At 46.2% G+C, this 18,157-nt stretch carries 16 protein-coding genes; 10 read left to right on the top strand and 6 right to left on the bottom strand.

The genetic code is table 11. The features are described from left to right. Positions 1 to 22: 22 nt before the first annotated feature. From CW370_RS14700 to sspI, 4 genes are all read right to left on the bottom strand, one after another. On the bottom strand, positions 23 to 1,357 hold the full coding sequence (locus tag CW370_RS14700; RefSeq protein ID WP_101169780.1) for a (Fe-S)-binding protein: 1,335 nt from the start codon (positions 1,355 to 1,357) through the stop codon (positions 23 to 25). Further along, entirely contained in the window at positions 1,354 to 2,766 is a 1,413-nt protein-coding gene (glcD, locus tag CW370_RS14695; RefSeq protein WP_101169779.1) for a glycolate oxidase subunit GlcD, read from the bottom strand. The genes CW370_RS14700 and glcD overlap by 4 nt, the downstream gene beginning before the upstream one ends. A gap of 102 nt (positions 2,767 to 2,868) precedes the next feature. Further along, positions 2,869 to 3,975 (bottom strand): CdaR family transcriptional regulator, encoded by a 1,107-nt coding sequence (locus tag CW370_RS14690; RefSeq protein WP_101169778.1) that lies wholly within the window; start codon positions 3,973 to 3,975, stop codon positions 2,869 to 2,871. Positions 3,976 to 4,043: 68 nt separating this feature from the next. Continuing rightward, on the bottom strand, positions 4,044 to 4,259 hold the full coding sequence (sspI, locus tag CW370_RS14685; RefSeq protein WP_003229525.1) for a small acid-soluble spore protein SspI: 216 nt from the start codon (positions 4,257 to 4,259) through the stop codon (positions 4,044 to 4,046). 118 nt (positions 4,260 to 4,377) lie between these two features. Between sspI and CW370_RS14680 the strand changes: the two genes are divergently transcribed. After that, a complete protein-coding gene (locus CW370_RS14680) occupies positions 4,378 to 5,124 on the top strand; it encodes a TrmH family RNA methyltransferase (RefSeq protein WP_003246182.1) in 747 nt (248 codons plus the stop codon). A gap of 66 nt (positions 5,125 to 5,190) precedes the next feature. Here the strand turns inward: CW370_RS14680 and CW370_RS14675 are convergent, their stop codons facing one another. Next, positions 5,191 to 5,397 (bottom strand): hypothetical protein, encoded by a 207-nt coding sequence (locus tag CW370_RS14675; RefSeq protein WP_004398812.1) that lies wholly within the window; start codon positions 5,395 to 5,397, stop codon positions 5,191 to 5,193. Between the two features lie 81 nt (positions 5,398 to 5,478). Between CW370_RS14675 and pheS the strand changes: the two genes are divergently transcribed. Beyond that, the gene (gene pheS, locus CW370_RS14670) at positions 5,479 to 6,513 is read left to right on the top strand and encodes a phenylalanine--tRNA ligase subunit alpha (protein WP_004398818.1); all 1,035 of its coding nucleotides are present in this window, start codon (positions 5,479 to 5,481) and stop codon (positions 6,511 to 6,513) included. A 15-nt stretch (positions 6,514 to 6,528) separates the two neighbouring features. Continuing rightward, a complete protein-coding gene (pheT, locus tag CW370_RS14665; protein WP_101169777.1) occupies positions 6,529 to 8,943 on the top strand; it encodes a phenylalanine--tRNA ligase subunit beta in 2,415 nt (804 codons plus the stop codon). Between the two features lie 191 nt (positions 8,944 to 9,134). On the opposite strand, the gene rnhC is transcribed toward pheT, so the two are convergent. Next, entirely contained in the window at positions 9,135 to 10,076 is a 942-nt protein-coding gene (rnhC, locus tag CW370_RS14660) for a ribonuclease HIII (RefSeq protein ID WP_101169776.1), read from the bottom strand. Between the two features lie 133 nt (positions 10,077 to 10,209). Between rnhC and zapA the strand changes: the two genes are divergently transcribed. The 7 genes from zapA to fadR all read left to right on the top strand — a co-directional run bounded on the left by zapA (position 10,210) and on the right by fadR (position 18,151). Continuing rightward, positions 10,210 to 10,467 carry a cell division protein ZapA gene (gene zapA, locus CW370_RS14655; protein ID WP_003229534.1) on the top strand — a complete coding sequence of 86 codons (258 nt, stop codon included), beginning with the start codon at positions 10,210 to 10,212 and terminating at the stop codon, positions 10,465 to 10,467. 6 nt (positions 10,468 to 10,473) lie between these two features. Then, on the top strand, positions 10,474 to 11,007 hold the full coding sequence (locus CW370_RS14650) for a CvpA family protein (protein WP_014477597.1): 534 nt from the start codon (positions 10,474 to 10,476) through the stop codon (positions 11,005 to 11,007). Between the two features lie 73 nt (positions 11,008 to 11,080). Further along, the gene (gene polX, locus CW370_RS14645; RefSeq protein ID WP_029946063.1) at positions 11,081 to 12,793 is read left to right on the top strand and encodes a DNA polymerase/3'-5' exonuclease PolX; all 1,713 of its coding nucleotides are present in this window, start codon (positions 11,081 to 11,083) and stop codon (positions 12,791 to 12,793) included. 20 nt (positions 12,794 to 12,813) lie between these two features. After that, positions 12,814 to 15,171 carry an endonuclease MutS2 gene (locus CW370_RS14640; RefSeq protein ID WP_024571822.1) on the top strand — a complete coding sequence of 786 codons (2,358 nt, stop codon included), beginning with the start codon at positions 12,814 to 12,816 and terminating at the stop codon, positions 15,169 to 15,171. A gap of 14 nt (positions 15,172 to 15,185) precedes the next feature. Next, positions 15,186 to 15,590 carry a DUF350 domain-containing protein gene (locus CW370_RS14635; RefSeq protein ID WP_003237674.1) on the top strand — a complete coding sequence of 135 codons (405 nt, stop codon included), beginning with the start codon at positions 15,186 to 15,188 and terminating at the stop codon, positions 15,588 to 15,590. A 189-nt stretch (positions 15,591 to 15,779) separates the two neighbouring features. Continuing rightward, the gene (gene lcfA / locus CW370_RS14630) at positions 15,780 to 17,462 is read left to right on the top strand and encodes a long-chain-fatty-acid--CoA ligase LcfA (RefSeq protein ID WP_101169775.1); all 1,683 of its coding nucleotides are present in this window, start codon (positions 15,780 to 15,782) and stop codon (positions 17,460 to 17,462) included. Between the two features lie 104 nt (positions 17,463 to 17,566). Next, positions 17,567 to 18,151: a fatty acid metabolism transcriptional regulator FadR gene (gene fadR / locus CW370_RS14625; RefSeq protein WP_014477593.1), complete on the top strand. Its 585-nt coding sequence runs from the start codon at positions 17,567 to 17,569 to the stop codon at positions 18,149 to 18,151. The last annotated feature ends 6 nt before the right edge of the window (positions 18,152 to 18,157 follow it).

Raw genomic sequence — 18,157 nt, 5'->3', positions numbered from 1 at the left:
ACAATATCTGTTTTGGGCTTTCTCATGATGTTTTGTGCCCGGCTGCTTCCAATAGCAAATCAGCCAGGTGAACGGCTCTGACTTTACCGCTTAGTCCTTCGCGTTCAATGCCGAGCTTCATTTGCAGCAGGCAGCCGGGATTTGCTGTTACAATGAGGATCGCTTCGGTTGCTTTGACGGCAGCCATTTTGCTGTCCAGTATTTTCATAGACATTTCAGCTTCGACGATGTTGTAAATTCCCGCTGACCCGCAGCAGCTGTCTGCTTTCTCCATTTCTTTGAATTCCGCCCCTTTGATGCTTTTAAGAAGCTGGCGGGGCGCAAGCGACGTATGCATTACATTTCTTAGGTGGCATGAATCTTGATAGGTAACGACCTGAGGCGTCTTGAGCGCTAAGTCCATTTGATGGAAATCGAGTTCAACCAAAACGGAAGAAAAATCCTTCAGCTTTTGAACAAAAGCGGCGGCCCGCTCCGACCATTCCGGGTCATCCTTCAGCAAATGATCATATTCGGTAAGAAAGGCTCCGCATCCTCCTGCGTTTGTAATGACTGCATCCACGTCTAATGCTTCGAAAGCAGCGATATTTTGTTTCGCGAGCTCTTTCCCTGTGTTTTTTTCACCGCTGTGTCCATGAAGCGCCCCGCAGCAAGCCTGTTCAGGCGGGATGACAATGTCGCAGCCTGCCAGCTGTAAAAGCTTCAATGTGGCATTGTTAGTCGGTAAAAACATCGTATCCATTAAGCAGCCCGAAAAAAAGGCGACCCGTTTTTTCATGGGGCCAATGGACGGCAGGAAACGCGGCCTATTGTTCATTTCTTTGCTTTTTGGAACATCAGGAAGAACGGCTTCCATCGTCCGCAAATGCTCAGGCAGGATTCGAAGCATGCCTGATTTTCGCACAGCGGTTTGCAGCCCTGACCGCTGATATAAACCGATAAGGCTTACAGCTGAGCGCATGCGGTTTTGATGCGGAAACAGCTCGTGAAAAGCCGTCTTTCGCATGACACGTTCGGCAAGCGAGTGTTTTTTATTTTGGTGGATAATATCTCTGGCTTCCTCAAGCAGCTGCCCGTATTTCACGCCAGACGGGCATACAGGTTCACAGGCGCGGCAGCCGAGGCAAAGTGACAGCGACCGTTCGACATCTTCATCCGGTTCAATCATACCGTCGGCTACGGCTTTCATTAAGGCGATACGCCCGCGCGGAGAGTGTGTTTCCTGAAATCCCGATTCGATATAGGTCGGACAGGAAGGAAGACAGAAGCCGCAGCGCATACAATTTAATAACTCGCCTTCATCCATACGCTCTTTAAATTCATTTTGGATCTGTTTCATTTCTTTTTCTGTTGTCATCTTTCCGTCACCACACGTTTTCTCGCATCTTTCGCAAACATTTTGCCGGGATTTAATATGTTCCGGGGGTCAAATGCCGCTTTCAACGCTTTCATCGCATCAATGCCTTCTTTTTTCAGCTTCATTTCCAAGTAAGGCGCTTTCATTTCCCCGACTCCGTGCTCTCCGGTTATCGTCCCGCCAAGTTCAATCGCTTTCTCAAAAATCTCGGCAAAAGCCTGTTCGACACGTTTCATTTCATCCTTATTTCTTATGTCTGTCGTGCATGTCGGGTGAAGGTTCCCGTCTCCCGCATGGCCAAAGGTGCAGATGGAAATATCATATTTAGCAGCAATATCATTAATCGCTTTAACCATATTGGCGATTTCTGAGCGAGGAACGGTTGCATCCTCTAAAATCGTCGTCGGTTTGAGGCGGGCTAGGGCAGAAAGTGCAGAACGCCGGGCTTCAGTCAGGGCAAACGCTTCCTCCTCTGTTTGTGCGGTCTGAACGGAAACGGCGTCGCCTTTTTTGCAAATCGCCTCAATCTTTTCCATATCCCGTGCCACGATTTCAAGCGGTCCGTCTTGCTCAATTAATAAAACCGCCTTTGCGTTTGTCGGCAGTCCGATTTTGGCATAATCCTCAATCACCAAAAGTGTAGGCTGGTCGAGAAATTCAAGCGTGGCGGGTATGATTTTTGCGGCAATGATGTCTGATACCGTTTGAGCAGCGGCATCGATGTTTTCATAAAGGGCAAGCAGCGTCTTCTTTGTTTCAGGCTTTGGAACAAGTTTGACGATGGCTTCGGTCACAATGCCGAGTGTTCCTTCTGAGCCGACAAAAAGACGTGTGAGATCGTATCCGGCCACATCCTTCGCGAGTTTTCCCCCGGTGCGGATGATGTCTCCATTTGCGAGCACAACCTCCAGACCGATGACATAGTCGCGGGTGACGCCGTATTTTAATCCACGTAGCCCGCCGGAATTTTCATTGATGTTACCGCCGATAGTTGATATTTTCATAGAACTCGGATCGGGCGGATAAAACAAACCTTTGCTTTCAACTGCCCGGATCATATCCAACGTAATGACGCCCGGCTGAACTGTGGCAGTTAAATTTTCTTCATCAATCTCAAGAATCTGGTTCATGTGCTTAAAGAGAAGCACAAGTCCGCCTTCAGTCGGGCACGTGCCGCCGCACAGGTTTGTCCCTGATCCTCTTGGAACGATCGGCACTCGATGTTCGCTGCAAATTGTTAAAATGCGTGATACTTCATCAGTATTCCTTGGAGCAATCACGGCATCAGGCATAGACTGATACTGAGGCGTCGCATCATATGAATAGACGAGACGGCCGGCATTCGAGTCATCAAAGTTTTCTGGTCCGGAGATCCGAATCAGCTGCTCCTTTACATCCTTGGTGATCATTTCACCCATCCCCCTGTCAAAAAACGCTTTCAATCTATTGTAAAAGAAAAAAAGCAAAGCCTTCTATAGAGAGACATACAAAAAATGAAACTGAAACTCTCTCTATTTTGTATCTTGATCTAAAAAATAGAGTGCAACGTACATCGTGACGATGTCCTCGGTACGGTCAAAACGTAAACCCGTCAGCTGTTCAGCCTTAGCCAGACGATAACGCAATGTATTGATATGAATATGCATATTTTCTGCGGTTTGTTTCAAAGACAAATCGTGATGAAAGAAAGTCCGTAACGTATTCATAAGTTCCTGATGCTCTAGCGCCTCTCCTAATACTCTTTGCGGAAATTCATTTCGGGTTCCCGGGCTGATCTCCGTCAGACACATATCAAGCTTCAGATCCTCTTCAAATATGGGCGTTTTTCGCTTAAGGCTGACAGCCAGCGCTTTTTCCGCTTGCTCGTATGAATCTGTCAGGCTGGAGCTTGCGACAGCCCTTCCGGCGCCAGCTGCTGTATATTGGCTGCTTGCGGTATTGGCAAACGAACAAATGTGAAGGATCTTCCGTAAAAGCTGATCCCTTTGTTCATGCTGCGGCACTTCATGATTAATCAAGATCCGTTCATTTCCCCACCTGATGAACAAATCCGCAGGGTACGAGGATTTCCAGCTGCGTGCCATTTGTTCAATATCATGAGGTGACCACTCATACCCCTGAATAAGAATCATTTGGCGCCGGGAGGCAAGGTCAACACCAAGAAGCTGAGCTTTCTCAAGAAAACTGGGAGACCACTCCTTTAATTGCAGCCAATCGATCATAAAGGACTCCAGCATTCTCTCACGCCACTGGGATTGCTCTAAATGCCGTGATTCCTTAATGAACAGCTCTGTCATTTTTCGAAGCAGTTCTCCGAATGGCTGAATCTCTGCAGGCTTACCTGTCAGCCCGAAGACGGCGATCACATCATGGTCAAAAAATACAGGGAGGTTTATGCCTGCTTTCACTCCTTTTAACCTTGTTTCATCTTCTTTTGTAATAATCACGCTGCGTCTTTCTTTTGCGCAGATAAGCGCTCCCTCATGAAATTGTCCGACACGCTCATCGTTTGTGCCTGCCATAATAAGACCGTCCGTGTTTACAATAATGACTTCACGTTCGTACATTTTTTTAACTTCAGCAATAATTTTTTTCGCTAATAACGGCTGTAAAAACATGGCGTTCCCCCTCATCATGTTTTTATTATATAAGAAAAAAACCGGGCGCTGTCACCCGGTTTCATGTCTTATTCGGCGGGTTTTAATCCGCCTTCAAGCGTTTTCAGCATTTCGTTTTTCTCACTTTCGGATGCGTGCTGCCAAATGACTTCGAATAAAACGCCGAGCCCTGGAAGCATTTTTTCTTCACCGCTTTGAATCGCATCTACGATTGTATGCTCAAGCTGCTCCTGATTATTGCCGGTGACATTGGCAATGACGGCATGACGTAAATTAAGATCCATGTAAAACGCTCCTTTTTCTAAAATGTAATACGTATATTCTAACCCTGCACCTGGTTTATTATGTGCTGTTCTTGCGATATAATAACATCATGTTAAAAAAAGGAGCGCCACATAGACAGTGAAACAAATAGAATCGGCAAAAAACCAAAAAGTGAAGGATTGGAAAAAGCTTCACACAAAAAAAGAACGAACAAAAACAAATACATTTCTGATAGAGGGAGAACACCTCGTTGAAGAGGCGTTGAAAAGCCCGGGCATTGTGAAAGAAATCCTTGTAAAGGATGAAACGAGGATTCCTTCAGATCTTGAGACTGGTATCCAGTGCTATATGCTGAGTGAAGATGCGTTTTCAGCTGTGACTGAAACCGAAACGCCGCAGCAGATTGCCGCTGTGTGCCATATGCCTGAAGAAAAGCTGGCAACGGCACGCAAGGTGCTGCTGATTGACGCTGTTCAAGATCCGGGAAACCTTGGCACAATGATTCGAACGGCTGATGCGGCCGGTTTGGATGCGGTTGTACTCGGTGACGGCACGGCGGACGCCTTTAACGGAAAAACACTGCGATCTGCTCAAGGATCTCACTTCCATATTCCTGTTGTGAGAAGAAACCTGCCTTCATATGTGGACGAATTGAAGGCAGAGGGCGTAAAAGTATACGGCACGGCGCTGCAAAACGGAGCGCCTTACCAGGAGATTCCTCAGTCTGAATCCTTTGCGCTCATTGTAGGAAATGAAGGTGCAGGGGTGGATGCTGCATTGCTGGAAAAAACGGATTTGAACCTGTACGTGCCGCTTTACGGACAGGCTGAATCACTAAACGTTGCGGTTGCGGCTGCCATCCTCGTGTATCACTTGCGAGGATAGTGTTGCGCCAAGCGTTGGATTTCTCTATAATAGAACATAATATTTCAAAAACCGTGACAGAGGACCTCAATTTCTGATCAACTGCTTTCCAGGGAGAAAATGCCGCTGACTGAGAGCATTTTTAACGCAGCCGGAAATTGGCTTCACCTCTTGAGTTGTCGCCGGGACCGCGTACACTGCGCGTAAAGGTGAACCGGAATCTGATTCCGTTATGTCAATGAAGCTGACGACAGCATCAGTCTGTCTGAAATAAGGGTGGTACCGCGGCCACAACTCGTCCCTTGTACAAGGGACGGGTTTTTTTTATTTTCCAAAGACATATGACGGTTTGTTTACATAAAAGGAGGATGCAAAATGGAAGAAAAGCTAAAACAGCTGGAACAAGAAGCTTTAGAACAAGTAGAAGCGGCAAGCTCATTGAAGGTTGTCAATGATATTCGGGTGCAATATCTCGGAAAAAAAGGGCCGATTACAGAAGTGCTGCGCGGAATGGGCAAGCTTTCTGCTGAGGAACGTCCAAAAATGGGGGCGCTCGCGAACGAAGTAAGGGAGCGTATTGCCAATGCGATTGCTGACAAAAACGAGAAGCTTGAAGAAGAGGAAATGAAACAGAAGCTTGCAGGACAGACAATTGACGTCACGCTGCCGGGGAACCCTGTTGCAGTCGGCGGCCGCCATCCGCTCACTGTTGTCATTGAAGAAATTGAAGATTTATTTATCGGTATGGGCTACACAGTCGAGGAAGGGCCAGAGGTTGAAACGGATTACTACAACTTCGAATCGCTCAATCTTCCGAAAGAACACCCTGCGCGCGATATGCAGGACAGCTTTTACATCACAGAGGAGACTTTGATGAGAACGCAAACTTCCCCTGTCCAAACACGGACGATGGAAAAGCATGAAGGCAAAGGTCCCGTTAAAATCATTTGCCCGGGTAAAGTATATCGCCGTGATAACGATGATGCGACGCACTCTCACCAATTTATGCAAATTGAAGGGCTTGTCGTTGACAAAAACATCAGCATGAGTGATTTAAAAGGAACGCTTGAACTTGTTGCGAAAAAAATGTTCGGACAAGACCGCGAAATCAGACTCCGCCCAAGCTTCTTCCCGTTTACTGAGCCTTCAGTAGAAGTGGATGTGACATGCTTTAAATGTGGTGGGAACGGCTGCTCAGTATGTAAAGGAACAGGCTGGATTGAAATCCTCGGTGCCGGAATGGTTCACCCGAACGTGCTTAAAATGGCTGGCTTTGATCCGAAGGAATATCAGGGCTTCGCATTCGGAATGGGTGTTGAGCGCATCGCGATGCTGAAATACGGCATTGATGATATCCGCCACTTCTATACAAACGATGTCAGATTTATTTCGCAGTTTAAACAGGCGTAAGAGGAGGATGCAAGGATGTTTGTTTCTTATAAATGGTTAGAGGATTATGTTGATTTAAAAGGCATGGACCCGGCTGTTCTTGCTGAAAAAATTACAAGAGCCGGTATTGAGGTTGAAGGAATTGAATACAAAGGAGAAGGCATCAAAGGCGTTGTCATCGGCCATGTGCTGGAGCGCGAGCAGCACCCGAATGCTGATAAGCTGAATAAGTGCCTTGTGGATATCGGAGCTGAAGCCCCTGTACAAATCATTTGCGGCGCGCCGAATGTGGATAAGGGACAAAAAGTCGCAGTTGCAACAGTCGGAGCGGTGCTGCCGGGCAATTTCAAAATCAAAAAAGCCAAGCTTCGCGGTGAAGAATCAAATGGCATGATCTGTTCCTTACAGGAGCTTGGTATCGAAAGCAAACTTGTGGCGAAGGAGTATGCAGAAGGCATTTTCGTATTCCCTAATGACGCTGAAACAGGAAGCGATGCCTTAGCGGCTTTACAGCTTGACGATGCGATTCTTGAGCTGGGTTTAACGCCAAACCGCGCGGATGCCATGAACATGCTTGGTGTTGCTTACGAGGTTGCCGCGATTTTAGACACTGAGGTAAAGCTTCCGCAAACGGATTACCCGGCTGCTTCAGAACAAGCGTCTGATTACATTTCAGTCAAAATTGAAGATCAAGAAGCGAACCCGCTGTACACTGCAAAAATCATTAAAAATGTCACGATTGCTCCGTCACCGCTTTGGATGCAGACAAAGCTGATGAATGCAGGCATTCGTCCGCACAACAACGTCGTTGACATCACAAATTTTGTCCTGTTGGAATACGGACAGCCGCTTCATGCGTTTGATTATGACAGATTTGGCTCTAAGGAAGTCGTAGTAAGAAAAGCAGCTGAGAATGAAATGATCGTCACTCTTGATGATCAAGAACGTAAGCTGTCCGCCGATCACCTTGTCATTACAAACGGAATGAAAGCGCAGGCCGTTGCGGGTGTCATGGGAGGAGCAGAGTCAGAGGTTCAGGAAGATACGAAAACGATTTTGCTTGAGGCTGCGTATTTCAACGGGCAGACGGTTCGCAAGGCTTCCAAAGACCTTGGTTTGAGAAGTGAATCAAGCGTAAGATTTGAAAAAGGAATTGATCCGGCGCGCGTACGTCTTGCAGCAGAACGGGCTGCGCAGCTGATCCATCTGTATGCCGGCGGTGAGGTGCTTGCTGGAACAGTTGAGGAAGATCACCTGACAATCGAAGCAAATAACATTCACGTATCTGCTAACAAAGTGAGCAGCGTTCTAGGCCTGACGATCAGTAAAGAAGAACTGATCAGCATTTATAAACGTCTCGGTTTTACGGTCGGTGAAGCGGATGAACTTCTCGTTGTGACTGTCCCATCACGCCGCGGCGACATTACAATAGAAGAGGATTTAATTGAAGAAGCGGCAAGACTGTACGGCTACGATAACATTCCGTCTACGCTTCCTGAGACAGCGGGAACTACAGGCGGATTAACGCCATATCAGGCAAAACGCCGTAAAGTCAGACGCTTCCTTGAAGGCGCAGGCTTATCACAGGCCATCACTTACTCACTGACAAACGAGAAGAAAGCGGCAGCGTTTGCGATTGAAAAATCACTGAATACTGTGCTTGCGCTTCCAATGAGTGAAGAAAGAAGCATTCTCAGACACAGTCTTGTTCCGAATCTGCTTGATTCTGTTTCTTACAACCTTGCGAGGCAGACTGACTCAGTTGCACTGTACGAAGTTGGCTCCGTTTTCCTAACGAAGGAAGAGGACACAAAACCTGTTGAAACAGAGCGCGTAGCAGGAGCTGTTACCGGATTATGGCGCAAGCAGCTATGGCAGGGTGAAAAGAAACCAGTTGATTTCTTTGTTGTCAAAGGAATTGTGGAAGGGCTGTTAGACAAACTCAACGTCCTAGACAGCATTGAATTTGTACAGTCTGAACGCAAACAGCTGCATCCGGGCAGAACAGCGAACATTTTATTGAATGGTTCTCTGATCGGCTTCATCGGCCAAGTCCACCCTTCATTGGAAAAAGAACTGGATATAAAGGAAACATACGTATTTGAGCTCGATCTTCATGCGTTGCTCGCAGCAGAAACAGCACCGCTTGTTTACAAGGCGATTCCAAAATATCCGTCTGTGACACGTGATATCGCTCTTGTAACAGATAAAACCGTCACAAGCGGACAGCTCGAGAGCGTCATTAAAGAGGCCGGGGGCAAGCTTCTGAAAGAGGTAACCGTATTTGACGTATACGAAGGAGAGCATATGGAGGAAGGCAAGAAGTCAGTCGCTTTCTCACTCCAGTATGTCAATCCTGAACAAACACTGACTGAAGAAGAAGTGACAAAGGCGCACAGCAAAGTGCTGAAAGCGTTGGAAGACACATATCAAGCTGTTTTAAGAGGCTGATAAAAAAGCTTGCAGAGAAATGCAGGCTCAGCGTGTCGGCAAACCCCCGCATTCGTTGTCAGGTCTGCGCGTTGGTGCTCACGCATTAGAACATTCGCTGTGCTCCAATGCTCGCCTTTCCTAGACTTCAAGGGTTTTCAATCACGCTGAAAAGATGAAAAAAGCTTGCAGAGAAATCTGCAAGCTTTTTTCTATGAACGTTTTTTATCAGCAAGGCGCTGCGCTTTTTGCGTATTGGCGAAATGGAGTTTTGTAAAGGTTCTGAGTGCAGATGCCCCTTTTTTGAGGATCAGCTTGGCGGCCGCTTCATCGACGTGAGGACCGGCCCCTTTTGGAAGCGTCATTCCTGCCTCGCGTGATAGTTTATCCATTTCCATTAAAAACGAATATCTTGCAATGATTGAAGCAGCGGCGACAGCCAGGTGAATGCCTTCAGCTTTTGTGCTAAAATAGGTCCGCTCCTTCACAATGTCTCTGCCCTTTAAATGATTGAAGTAGACGCCTGGCTCAGCGAATTGGTCAATCAAAATGGCTTCAGGCTTTACTCCATCCAATTTTCTTAATAAATGGGTGATCGCCTGATTGTGCAGCAAAGCTTTCATTTTCCCTTGGCTCATGCCTTTTTCCTGCATGCTGTTATACTTTTCATTCTTTAAAACCAGCAGGCTATATGGAATGGTTTTGATCAGGTTTCGGGCAATCTCGATGATTTGCGGATTTTTTAAATCTTTAGAATCCTTAACACCGAGTTCCTTCATTAAAGGAAGCATGGTTTTGTCGACGTACGCACATACAACCGTCATTGGGCCAAAGTAATCTCCGGTTCCGACTTCGTCAGAACCGATAACAGACATTCCGGCGATATCTGCCGGAGGGGCATAGCGGGGATCAGCCGGCTTTTTGGCCGTTTTCTTCTTTTCCTGAGGCTCTGCTGTTCCCCAGCGCGCGGATTCTGCCGCAGCGTTTTTGCCTTGAAACAAGACCTTGCCTGATTTATATGCTGTAATGGTACAGCCGGGCGGTTTCGCCTGAAAAACGGCTCCCTGCGGAACAGAGGCTGTAAGCGAACCGCTGTACGTCATTTTCATTTGGTCAATAGCAGACAACGATACTTTTATCACTGAATGGGACACGTAATAATCTCCTTTTTTTACACTTTTCACTGTATATACCAGTGTATCATAACAGCGGGAGGCTCGTCTTTCCATTCATTTAATAAACGTGTTATGATAAGAACTAGGATTCTCGCGGAATGGAGGAGAAACGTTGTCTGACGGCAAAAAAACAAAAACAACCGTTGACATTTACGGCCAGCACTTCACGATTGTCGGTGAAGAAAGCAGAGCCCATATGAGGTATGTCGCCGGAATTGTTGATGATAAAATGAGAGAAATCAATGAAAAAAATCCATACCTTGATATAAATAAACTTGCAGTGCTGACAGCGGTAAATGTGGTGCACGATTATGTCAAATTACAAGAGAAATGTGAAAAACTGGAGCGTCAGCTTAAAGAAAAGGATTGAACAACTATGCTAGATATCATCATCTTAATCTTGCTCCTGATGGGGACTTTACTGGGGTTAAAACGCGGTTTTATCCTGCAGTTTATCCGCTTGACGAGCTTTATTTTATCAATTGCCTTTGCGGCTTTATTCTATAAAAACGTGGCACCGCATTTACATTGGATTCCCGCACCCGATTTTTCAGCGGGACAGCCGGCTCTTTCTTTTTTTACGGGGAATTTGGAAGCAGCGTACTATAATGCGATTGCGTTTATCGTTTTATTTATCATTGCTAAAATCTTACTGAGAATCATCGGCTCGTTCCTGAGTATTGTAGCCGGCATTCCGGTGATTAAACAAATTAACCAGATGCTGGGCGCCGTTCTCGGTTTTCTAGAAGTCTATTTATTTACATTTGTGCTGCTGTATGTCGCATCCGTTCTTCCGATAGATGCACTGCAGCAAATGATGGGGCAATCGTCTCTCGCAAATGTGATCATTAACCATACACCATACTTGTCAGGGCTCCTACAAGAGCTGTGGACACAGTACGGGGCATAAAAAAACTTCTCTTGTCCGGAGAAGTTTTTTTCAAGTATGATGGAAACATATGTGAACGTCTGGGGGTTATGATATGCATAAAAAAGATATTATCCGGCTGCTTGAAACCATTGCAGTCTATATGGAACTAAAAGGGGACAACCCGTTTAAAGTATCTGCCTTCCGAAAAGCGGCGGCAGCCCTGGAACAGGACGACCGAAGCTTATCAGAAATTGACGATATGATGTCGCTGTCCGGAATTGGAAAAGGAACGTACAGCGTCATTAAAGAGTATATAGATGAAGGAAAGTCAAGCACGCTCGAATCGCTGCAGAAAGAAGTGCCGGAAGGACTCGTGCCTTTATTGAAGCTGCCAGGGCTCGGCGGCAAAAAAATCGCAAAGCTGTATAAAGAGCTCGGCGTACATGATGCAGAATCTCTGAAGGAAGCCTGTGAGCAGCAAAAGGTCCAGGGTCTTGCAGGCTTCGGCAAAAAATCGGAAGAAAAAATATTACAGGCGCTCGGGGAAGCCGGAAAACAGCCTGAACGGTTCCCGATCGGATACGCCCTCCGGATCGCGCGGGAAATTGAGGAGCATCTTTCTCAATTTACGCATATCATCAAATTTTCTCGTGCCGGAAGTCTCCGCAGAGCGCGGGAAACGGTGAAGGATCTGGATTATATCATTGCTACAGATCAGCCGGCTGAAGTAAGAGAGCAGCTTCTTGAGCTGCCAAACATCAAAAGCGTGATCGCAAGCGGAGATACGAAGGTGTCCGTCATCCTTTCCTTTGAATATGAAACAAGCGTCGATTTCCGTCTTGTGACGGAGGAGCAGTTTCCGACAACACTCCATCATTTTACGGGATCAAAGGATCACAATATTAAGATGCGCCAAATCGCCAAAGAACGCGGCGAGCGGATCAGTGAATACGGCGTTGAGACAGTTGAAACCGGAGAGATCAAAACATTTCCGAGTGAACGTGAATTTTATGCGCACTTCGGCCTGCCGCTGATTCCGCCGGAAATTCGTGAAAGCGGACAGGAAGTGGAAACCTACAGCGACAGCATTGAACTGATAGAGCTCGGGCAAATCAAAGGTGATCTCCACATGCACTCAACGTGGAGCGATGGCGCATTTTCGATCAGAGAGATGGCTGAAGCCTGCATCAAAAAAGGCTATCAATACATGGCGATCACCGATCATTCACAATATTTAAAGGTCGCCAACGGCCTTACTGCAGAAAGACTTAAGCAGCAGGCAAAAGAAATTGACGCGCTAAATGCAGAGTTCGAAAACTTCCGTATTTTGAAAGGCGTTGAGATGGATATCCTGCCTGACGGTACGCTCGATTATGATGACGATGTGCTTGCGGAAATGGATATCGTTATTGCATCGATTCATTCCAGTTTTAATCAGCCGGAACACGTGATTATGAAACGGCTTGAGACGGCACTGACAAACAAGCATGTTGACATTATCGCACACCCGACCGGGCGCCTTATCGGCAGACGGGCCGGTTACGAAATCGATATTGATCAGCTGATTGAGCTTGCGAGGAAAACAAATACGGCGCTTGAACTCAACGCCAACCCTGCGCGCCTTGATCTGCGCACAGAGCATTTAATGAAAGCAAACGAACAAGGGGTTACATTGGTGATTAATACTGATGCCCATAATATTGAGATGTTAGACGATATGAAAACTGGCGTTACTGCCGCGCGCAAAGGATGGACGGAAACGAAAAACGTTCTGAATGCCCGGTCGCTTAAAGACGTAGAGGCATTTCTGAAGCGCAACGATTAAGTAAGGAGGCTCACACAATCGTGCAGCAAAAAGTATTATCAGCTCTTGAATTTCATAAAGTGAAAGAACAGGTTATTGGGCATGCCGCTTCATCGCTCGGAAAAGAAATGCTTCTCGAGCTTAAGCCTTCTGCTTCTATAGACGAAATCAAAAAACAGCTGGATGAAGTAGACGAAGCTTCTGACATTATCCGGCTGAGAGGCCAAGCGCCATTTGGCGGCCTTGTAGATATCAGAGGAGCGTTAAGACGGGCGGAAATCGGCAGCGTTCTCAGTCCTTCTGAATTCACTGAAATCTCAGGCCTGCTTTATGCAGTTAAACAAATGAAACATTTTATCACCCAAATGGCTGAAGACGGTGTCGACATTCCGCTGATCCATCAGCATGCTGAACAGCTTATCACGCTGTCCGATTTAGAGCGGGACATTAATTCCTGCATCGATGATCACGGAGAAGTGCTTGATCATGCATCGGAAACATTAAGAGGAATCCGCACACAGCTCAGAACACTCGAATCAAGAGTCAGAGACCGGTTAGAGTCGATGCTGCGTTCCTCTTCCGCATCGAAAATGCTGTCTGATACGATTGTTACGATTCGGAATGACCGCTTTGTGATCCCGGTCAAACAGGAGTACAGATCCAGCTATGGAGGAATTGTGCACGACACCTCATCCTCTGGTGCGACACTATTCATTGAACCGCAGGCGATTGTAGATATGAACAATTCCCTTCAGCAGGCGAAAGTGAAAGAAAAGCAAGAAATTGAACGGATTTTGCGTGTGCTGACAGAGAAAACGGCAGAGTATACAGAGGAGCTATTTCTAGATTTGCAAGTGCTGCAGACGCTTGACTTTATTTTTGCAAAAGCTAGATATGCAAAAGCGGTTAAAGCGACAAAACCGATTATGAACGACACCGGCTTTATCCGTTTGAAAAAAGCCCGCCATCCATTGCTTCCGCCTGATCAGGTTGTTGCCAATGACATCGAGCTTGGCCGCGATTTTTCAACCATTGTCATCACAGGGCCAAACACCGGGGGGAAAACAGTCACCCTTAAAACGTTAGGCCTGCTAACCTTAATGGCGCAGTCAGGTCTTCATATCCCGGCAGATGAAGGGTCAGAAGCGGCAGTATTTGAGCACGTATTCGCTGATATCGGTGATGAACAGTCGATTGAGCAAAGTTTAAGTACGTTCTCATCCCATATGGTGAACATTGTCGGCATTTTAGAACAGGTCAATGAAAACAGCCTTGTGCTTTTTGATGAACTTGGTGCAGGGACAGACCCACAGGAGGGGGCGGCCCTCGCCATGAGCATCTTGGATGACGTGCATCGCACCAATGCACGAGTGTTAGCTACGACGCATTATCCGGAATTGAAGGCGTACGGCTATAACAGAGAAGGCGTCATGAATGCCAGCGTTGAATTTGACATCGAAACGCTGTCACCGACCTATAAACTTTTAATTGGTGTGCCGGGTCGAAGCAATGCTTTCGAAATTTCAAAACGCCTCGGGCTCCCAGACCATATCATCGGGCAGGCGAAATCAGAAATGACGGCCGAGCATAACGAAGTCGATACGATGATTGCGTCGCTGGAACAAAGCAAAAAACGTGCGGAAGAAGAGCTTTCTGAGACAGAATCAATCAGAAAAGAAGCGGAAAAACTGCATAAAGAGCTGCAGCAGCAAATCATCGAGCTTAACAGCAAAAAAGACAAAATGCTTGAAGAGGCAGAACAGCAGGCTGCTGAAAAAGTAAAAGCGGCAATGAAAGAAGCCGAGGACATTATTCATGAATTGCGCACCATAAAAGAAGAACACAAATCCTTCAAGGATCACGAGCTGATTAACGCGAAGAAACGGTTAGAAGGCGCTATGCCGGCTTTTGAAAAGTCCAAGAAACCGGAAAAGCCGAAAGCGCAAAAACGCGACTTTAAGCCTGGCGACGAGGTGAAAGTCCTCACTTTCGGGCAAAAAGGAACATTGCTCGAAAAAACAGGCGGCAATGAATGGAACGTTCAAATCGGTATTTTAAAGATGAAAGTAAAAGAAAAAGATCTGGAGTTTATCAAATCAGCTCCGGAGCCAAAAAAAGAAAAAATCATTACAGCGGTCAAGGGAAAGGACTATCACGTATCGCTTGAACTTGATCTCCGCGGCGAACGCTATGAAAGTGCCCTCAGCCGGGTTGAAAAATACTTGGATGATGCGGTGTTAGCCGGATATCCAAGAGTGTCAATCATCCACGGAAAAGGAACCGGCGCTTTAAGAAAAGGCGTACAGGATCTTCTGAAAAACCACCGCAGCGTCAAAAGTTCCCGTTTCGGTGAAGCAGGTGAGGGAGGATCAGGCGTTACGGTTGTTGAACTAAAATAAAAGGGAGTATGGCCATGAGTGATTTTTGGGAAAACGAGCTTGTGGAAATCGCGGCATATTACAGTGTCGCGGTTCTCTGCCTCGTCCTCTTTTTGACTGTGTTTGAGCTGGTGACGGCTTATAAAAACTGGGAAGAGATTCAAAAAGGAAATCTTGCGGTGGCAATGGCGACCGGCGGAAAAATTTTGGGGATCGCAAACGTATTTCAGCATTCCATCTCCCAGCATAATTCGCTGCTGCAAATGATCGGCTGGGGCGTTTACGGGTTTGTTATGCTTCTGATCAGCTACTTTATTTTTGAGTTTTTGACTCCGCGGTTTAAAATTGATCAGGAAATCGAAAATGATAACCGGGCTGTCGGCTTTATTTCATTTGTCATTTCTGTCGGGCTTTCATTTGTGGTGGCAGCCGGAATATAAGGGGACGGAGAATAAATGGAAAAGCTTGCAAAAGTACTGCTCGCCGCGGCGGGAATCTTTTTGTTAATTGGTCTTATATATCTGTTCATATTATGAGAAAAAGAAAGATTTACCTTTCTTTTTCTTTTTTTTGCCGTCCATCTGCTATAATGATAAGGTGGAACTCTAAAATCGAAAGGGGGAGGTTTTATGCAGTCTCAAAAGCCGTGGCTTGCCGAGTATCCCAACGATATCCCGCATGAGCTCCCGTTGCCGAATAAAACCCTGCAATCCATCCTGACAGACTCCGCCGCACGATTCCCTGATAAAACCGCAATATCGTTTTATGGAAAAAAACTCACCTTTCATGACATTCTGACGGATGCTCTTAAACTTGCAGCTTTTTTGCAGTGCAATGGCCTGCAAAAAGGAGACAGAGTGGCTGTTATGCTGCCCAATTGCCCGCAAACAGTGATTTCTTATTATGGCGTCTTGTTTGCCGGTGGCATCGTGGTGCAGACGAATCCGCTTTATACCGAGCATGAGCTTGAATACCAGCTTAGAGATGCTCAGGTAAGTGTAATCATCACCTTAGATTTGCTTTTTCCGAAGGCAATAAAAATGAAAACGTTATCAATAGTCGACCAGATTTTGATAACCAGCGTAAAAGACTATTTGCCTTTTCCGAAGAATATTCTTTACCCGCTGACGCAAAAACAAAAAGTGCATATCGACTTTGAAAAAACAGCTAACATTCACACGTTCGCTTCCAGTATGAAGCAGGAAAAAACTGAACTCCTGACAATCCCGAAGATCGATCCTGAGCATGATATCGCTGTCCTCCAGTATACCGGAGGAACAACCGGAGCTCCAAAAGGGGTCATGCTCACGCACCAAAATATTTTGGCAAATACTGAAATGTGCGCCGCTTGGATGTATGACGTGAAAGAAGGCGCTGAAAAAGTGCTGGGCATCGTCCCGTTTTTTCATGTCTACGGACTGACGGCAGTCATGAACTATTCGATTAAACTAGGCTTCGAAATGATTCTTCTTCCTAAGTTTGATCCGCTCGAAACACTTAAAATCATCGACAAACACAAACCGACGCTCTTTCCTGGCGCACCGACAATTTACATTGGCCTTTTGCATCACCCCGAATTGCAGCATTATGATCTGTCATCCATTAAAAGCTGTCTTAGCGGATCAGCCGCGCTCCCCGTGGAGGTAAAGCAGAAATTTGAAAAGGTGACTGGCGGAAAGCTTGTGGAAGGCTATGGTTTGTCTGAGGCATCCCCAGTGACGCACGCCAATTTTATCTGGGGAAAAAACAAGCCGGGCAGTATCGGCTGTCCTTGGCCGAGTACGGACGCCGCGATCTATTCTGAAGAGACGGGTGAGCTTGCCGCTCCGTATGAGCATGGAGAAATCATTGTAAAAGGTCCGCAAGTCATGAAAGGATACTGGAATAAACCAGAGGAAACCGCCGCTGTGCTGAGAGATGGCTGGCTGTTCACCGGGGACATGGGCTATATGGATGAAGAAGGCTTCTTCTATATTGCTGACAGGAAGAAGGATATCATCATTGCCGGCGGTTACAATATTTACCCGCGTGAGGTAGAAGAAGCGCTTTATGAACATGAAGCCATCCAGGAAATTGTTGTCGCAGGCGTTCCCGATTCCTACAGGGGAGAAACAGTAAAAGCATTTGTCGTATTAAAGAAAGGCGCAAAAGCCGATGCAGAAGAACTAGACACTTTTGCGAGATCACGTCTAGCTCCCTATAAGGTGCCCAAAGCCTATGACTTCAGAAAGGAGTTGCCGAAAACGGCGGTGGGAAAAATTTTAAGAAGGCGTTTACTTGAAGAAGAAACCGAAAATCATCATATCAAATAAAAAAAGAGAACGCCTATGAATAAACTTGACAAACCTGAAAATCCTTCTTATCATAAAATTATGAATGAATAGTCATTCATTTCTATAGGAAGGAACGATGAACATTGAAGCAAAAACGGCCAAAGTATATGCAGATTATTGATGCAGCAGTAGAAGTCATTGCAGAAAACGGCTACCACCAGTCACAGGTATCCAAAATTGCCAAACAAGCCGGGGTAGCGGACGGCACCATCTATCTCTATTTTAAAAACAAAGAAGATATTTTAATTTCTCTTTTCAAAGAAAAAATGGGTCAATTTATTGAGAGGATGGAAGAGGACATTAAAGAAAAAGCAACAGCGAAAGAGAAATTGGCGCTTGTGATTTCAAAGCATTTTTCCCTTTTAGCGGGTGACCATAATCTCGCGATTGTCACGCAGCTTGAGCTCCGCCAATCCAACTTGGAGCTGCGCCAAAAAATCAACGAAATATTAAAAGGCTACTTAAATATTTTGGATGGCATTTTGACGGAAGGTATACAATCAGGCGAATTAAAAGAAGGCCTCGACGTCCGCCTCGCCCGGCAGATGATTTTTGGAACGATTGACGAAACCGTGACAACTTGGGTGATGAATGACCAAAAGTACGATCTCGCTGCGCTTTCAGACAGCGTTTTAGAATTATTGGTGTCCGGAATTCATAATAAGTAAAGGAGT

Source organism: Bacillus sp. SN32, assembly GCF_002837495.1.
In the GTDB taxonomy this organism is placed as follows: domain Bacteria; phylum Bacillota; class Bacilli; order Bacillales; family Bacillaceae; genus Bacillus; species Bacillus subtilis.
The sequence above is the reverse complement of the archived record's forward strand: the minus strand, read 5'-3'. Positions and strand labels throughout refer to the sequence as shown.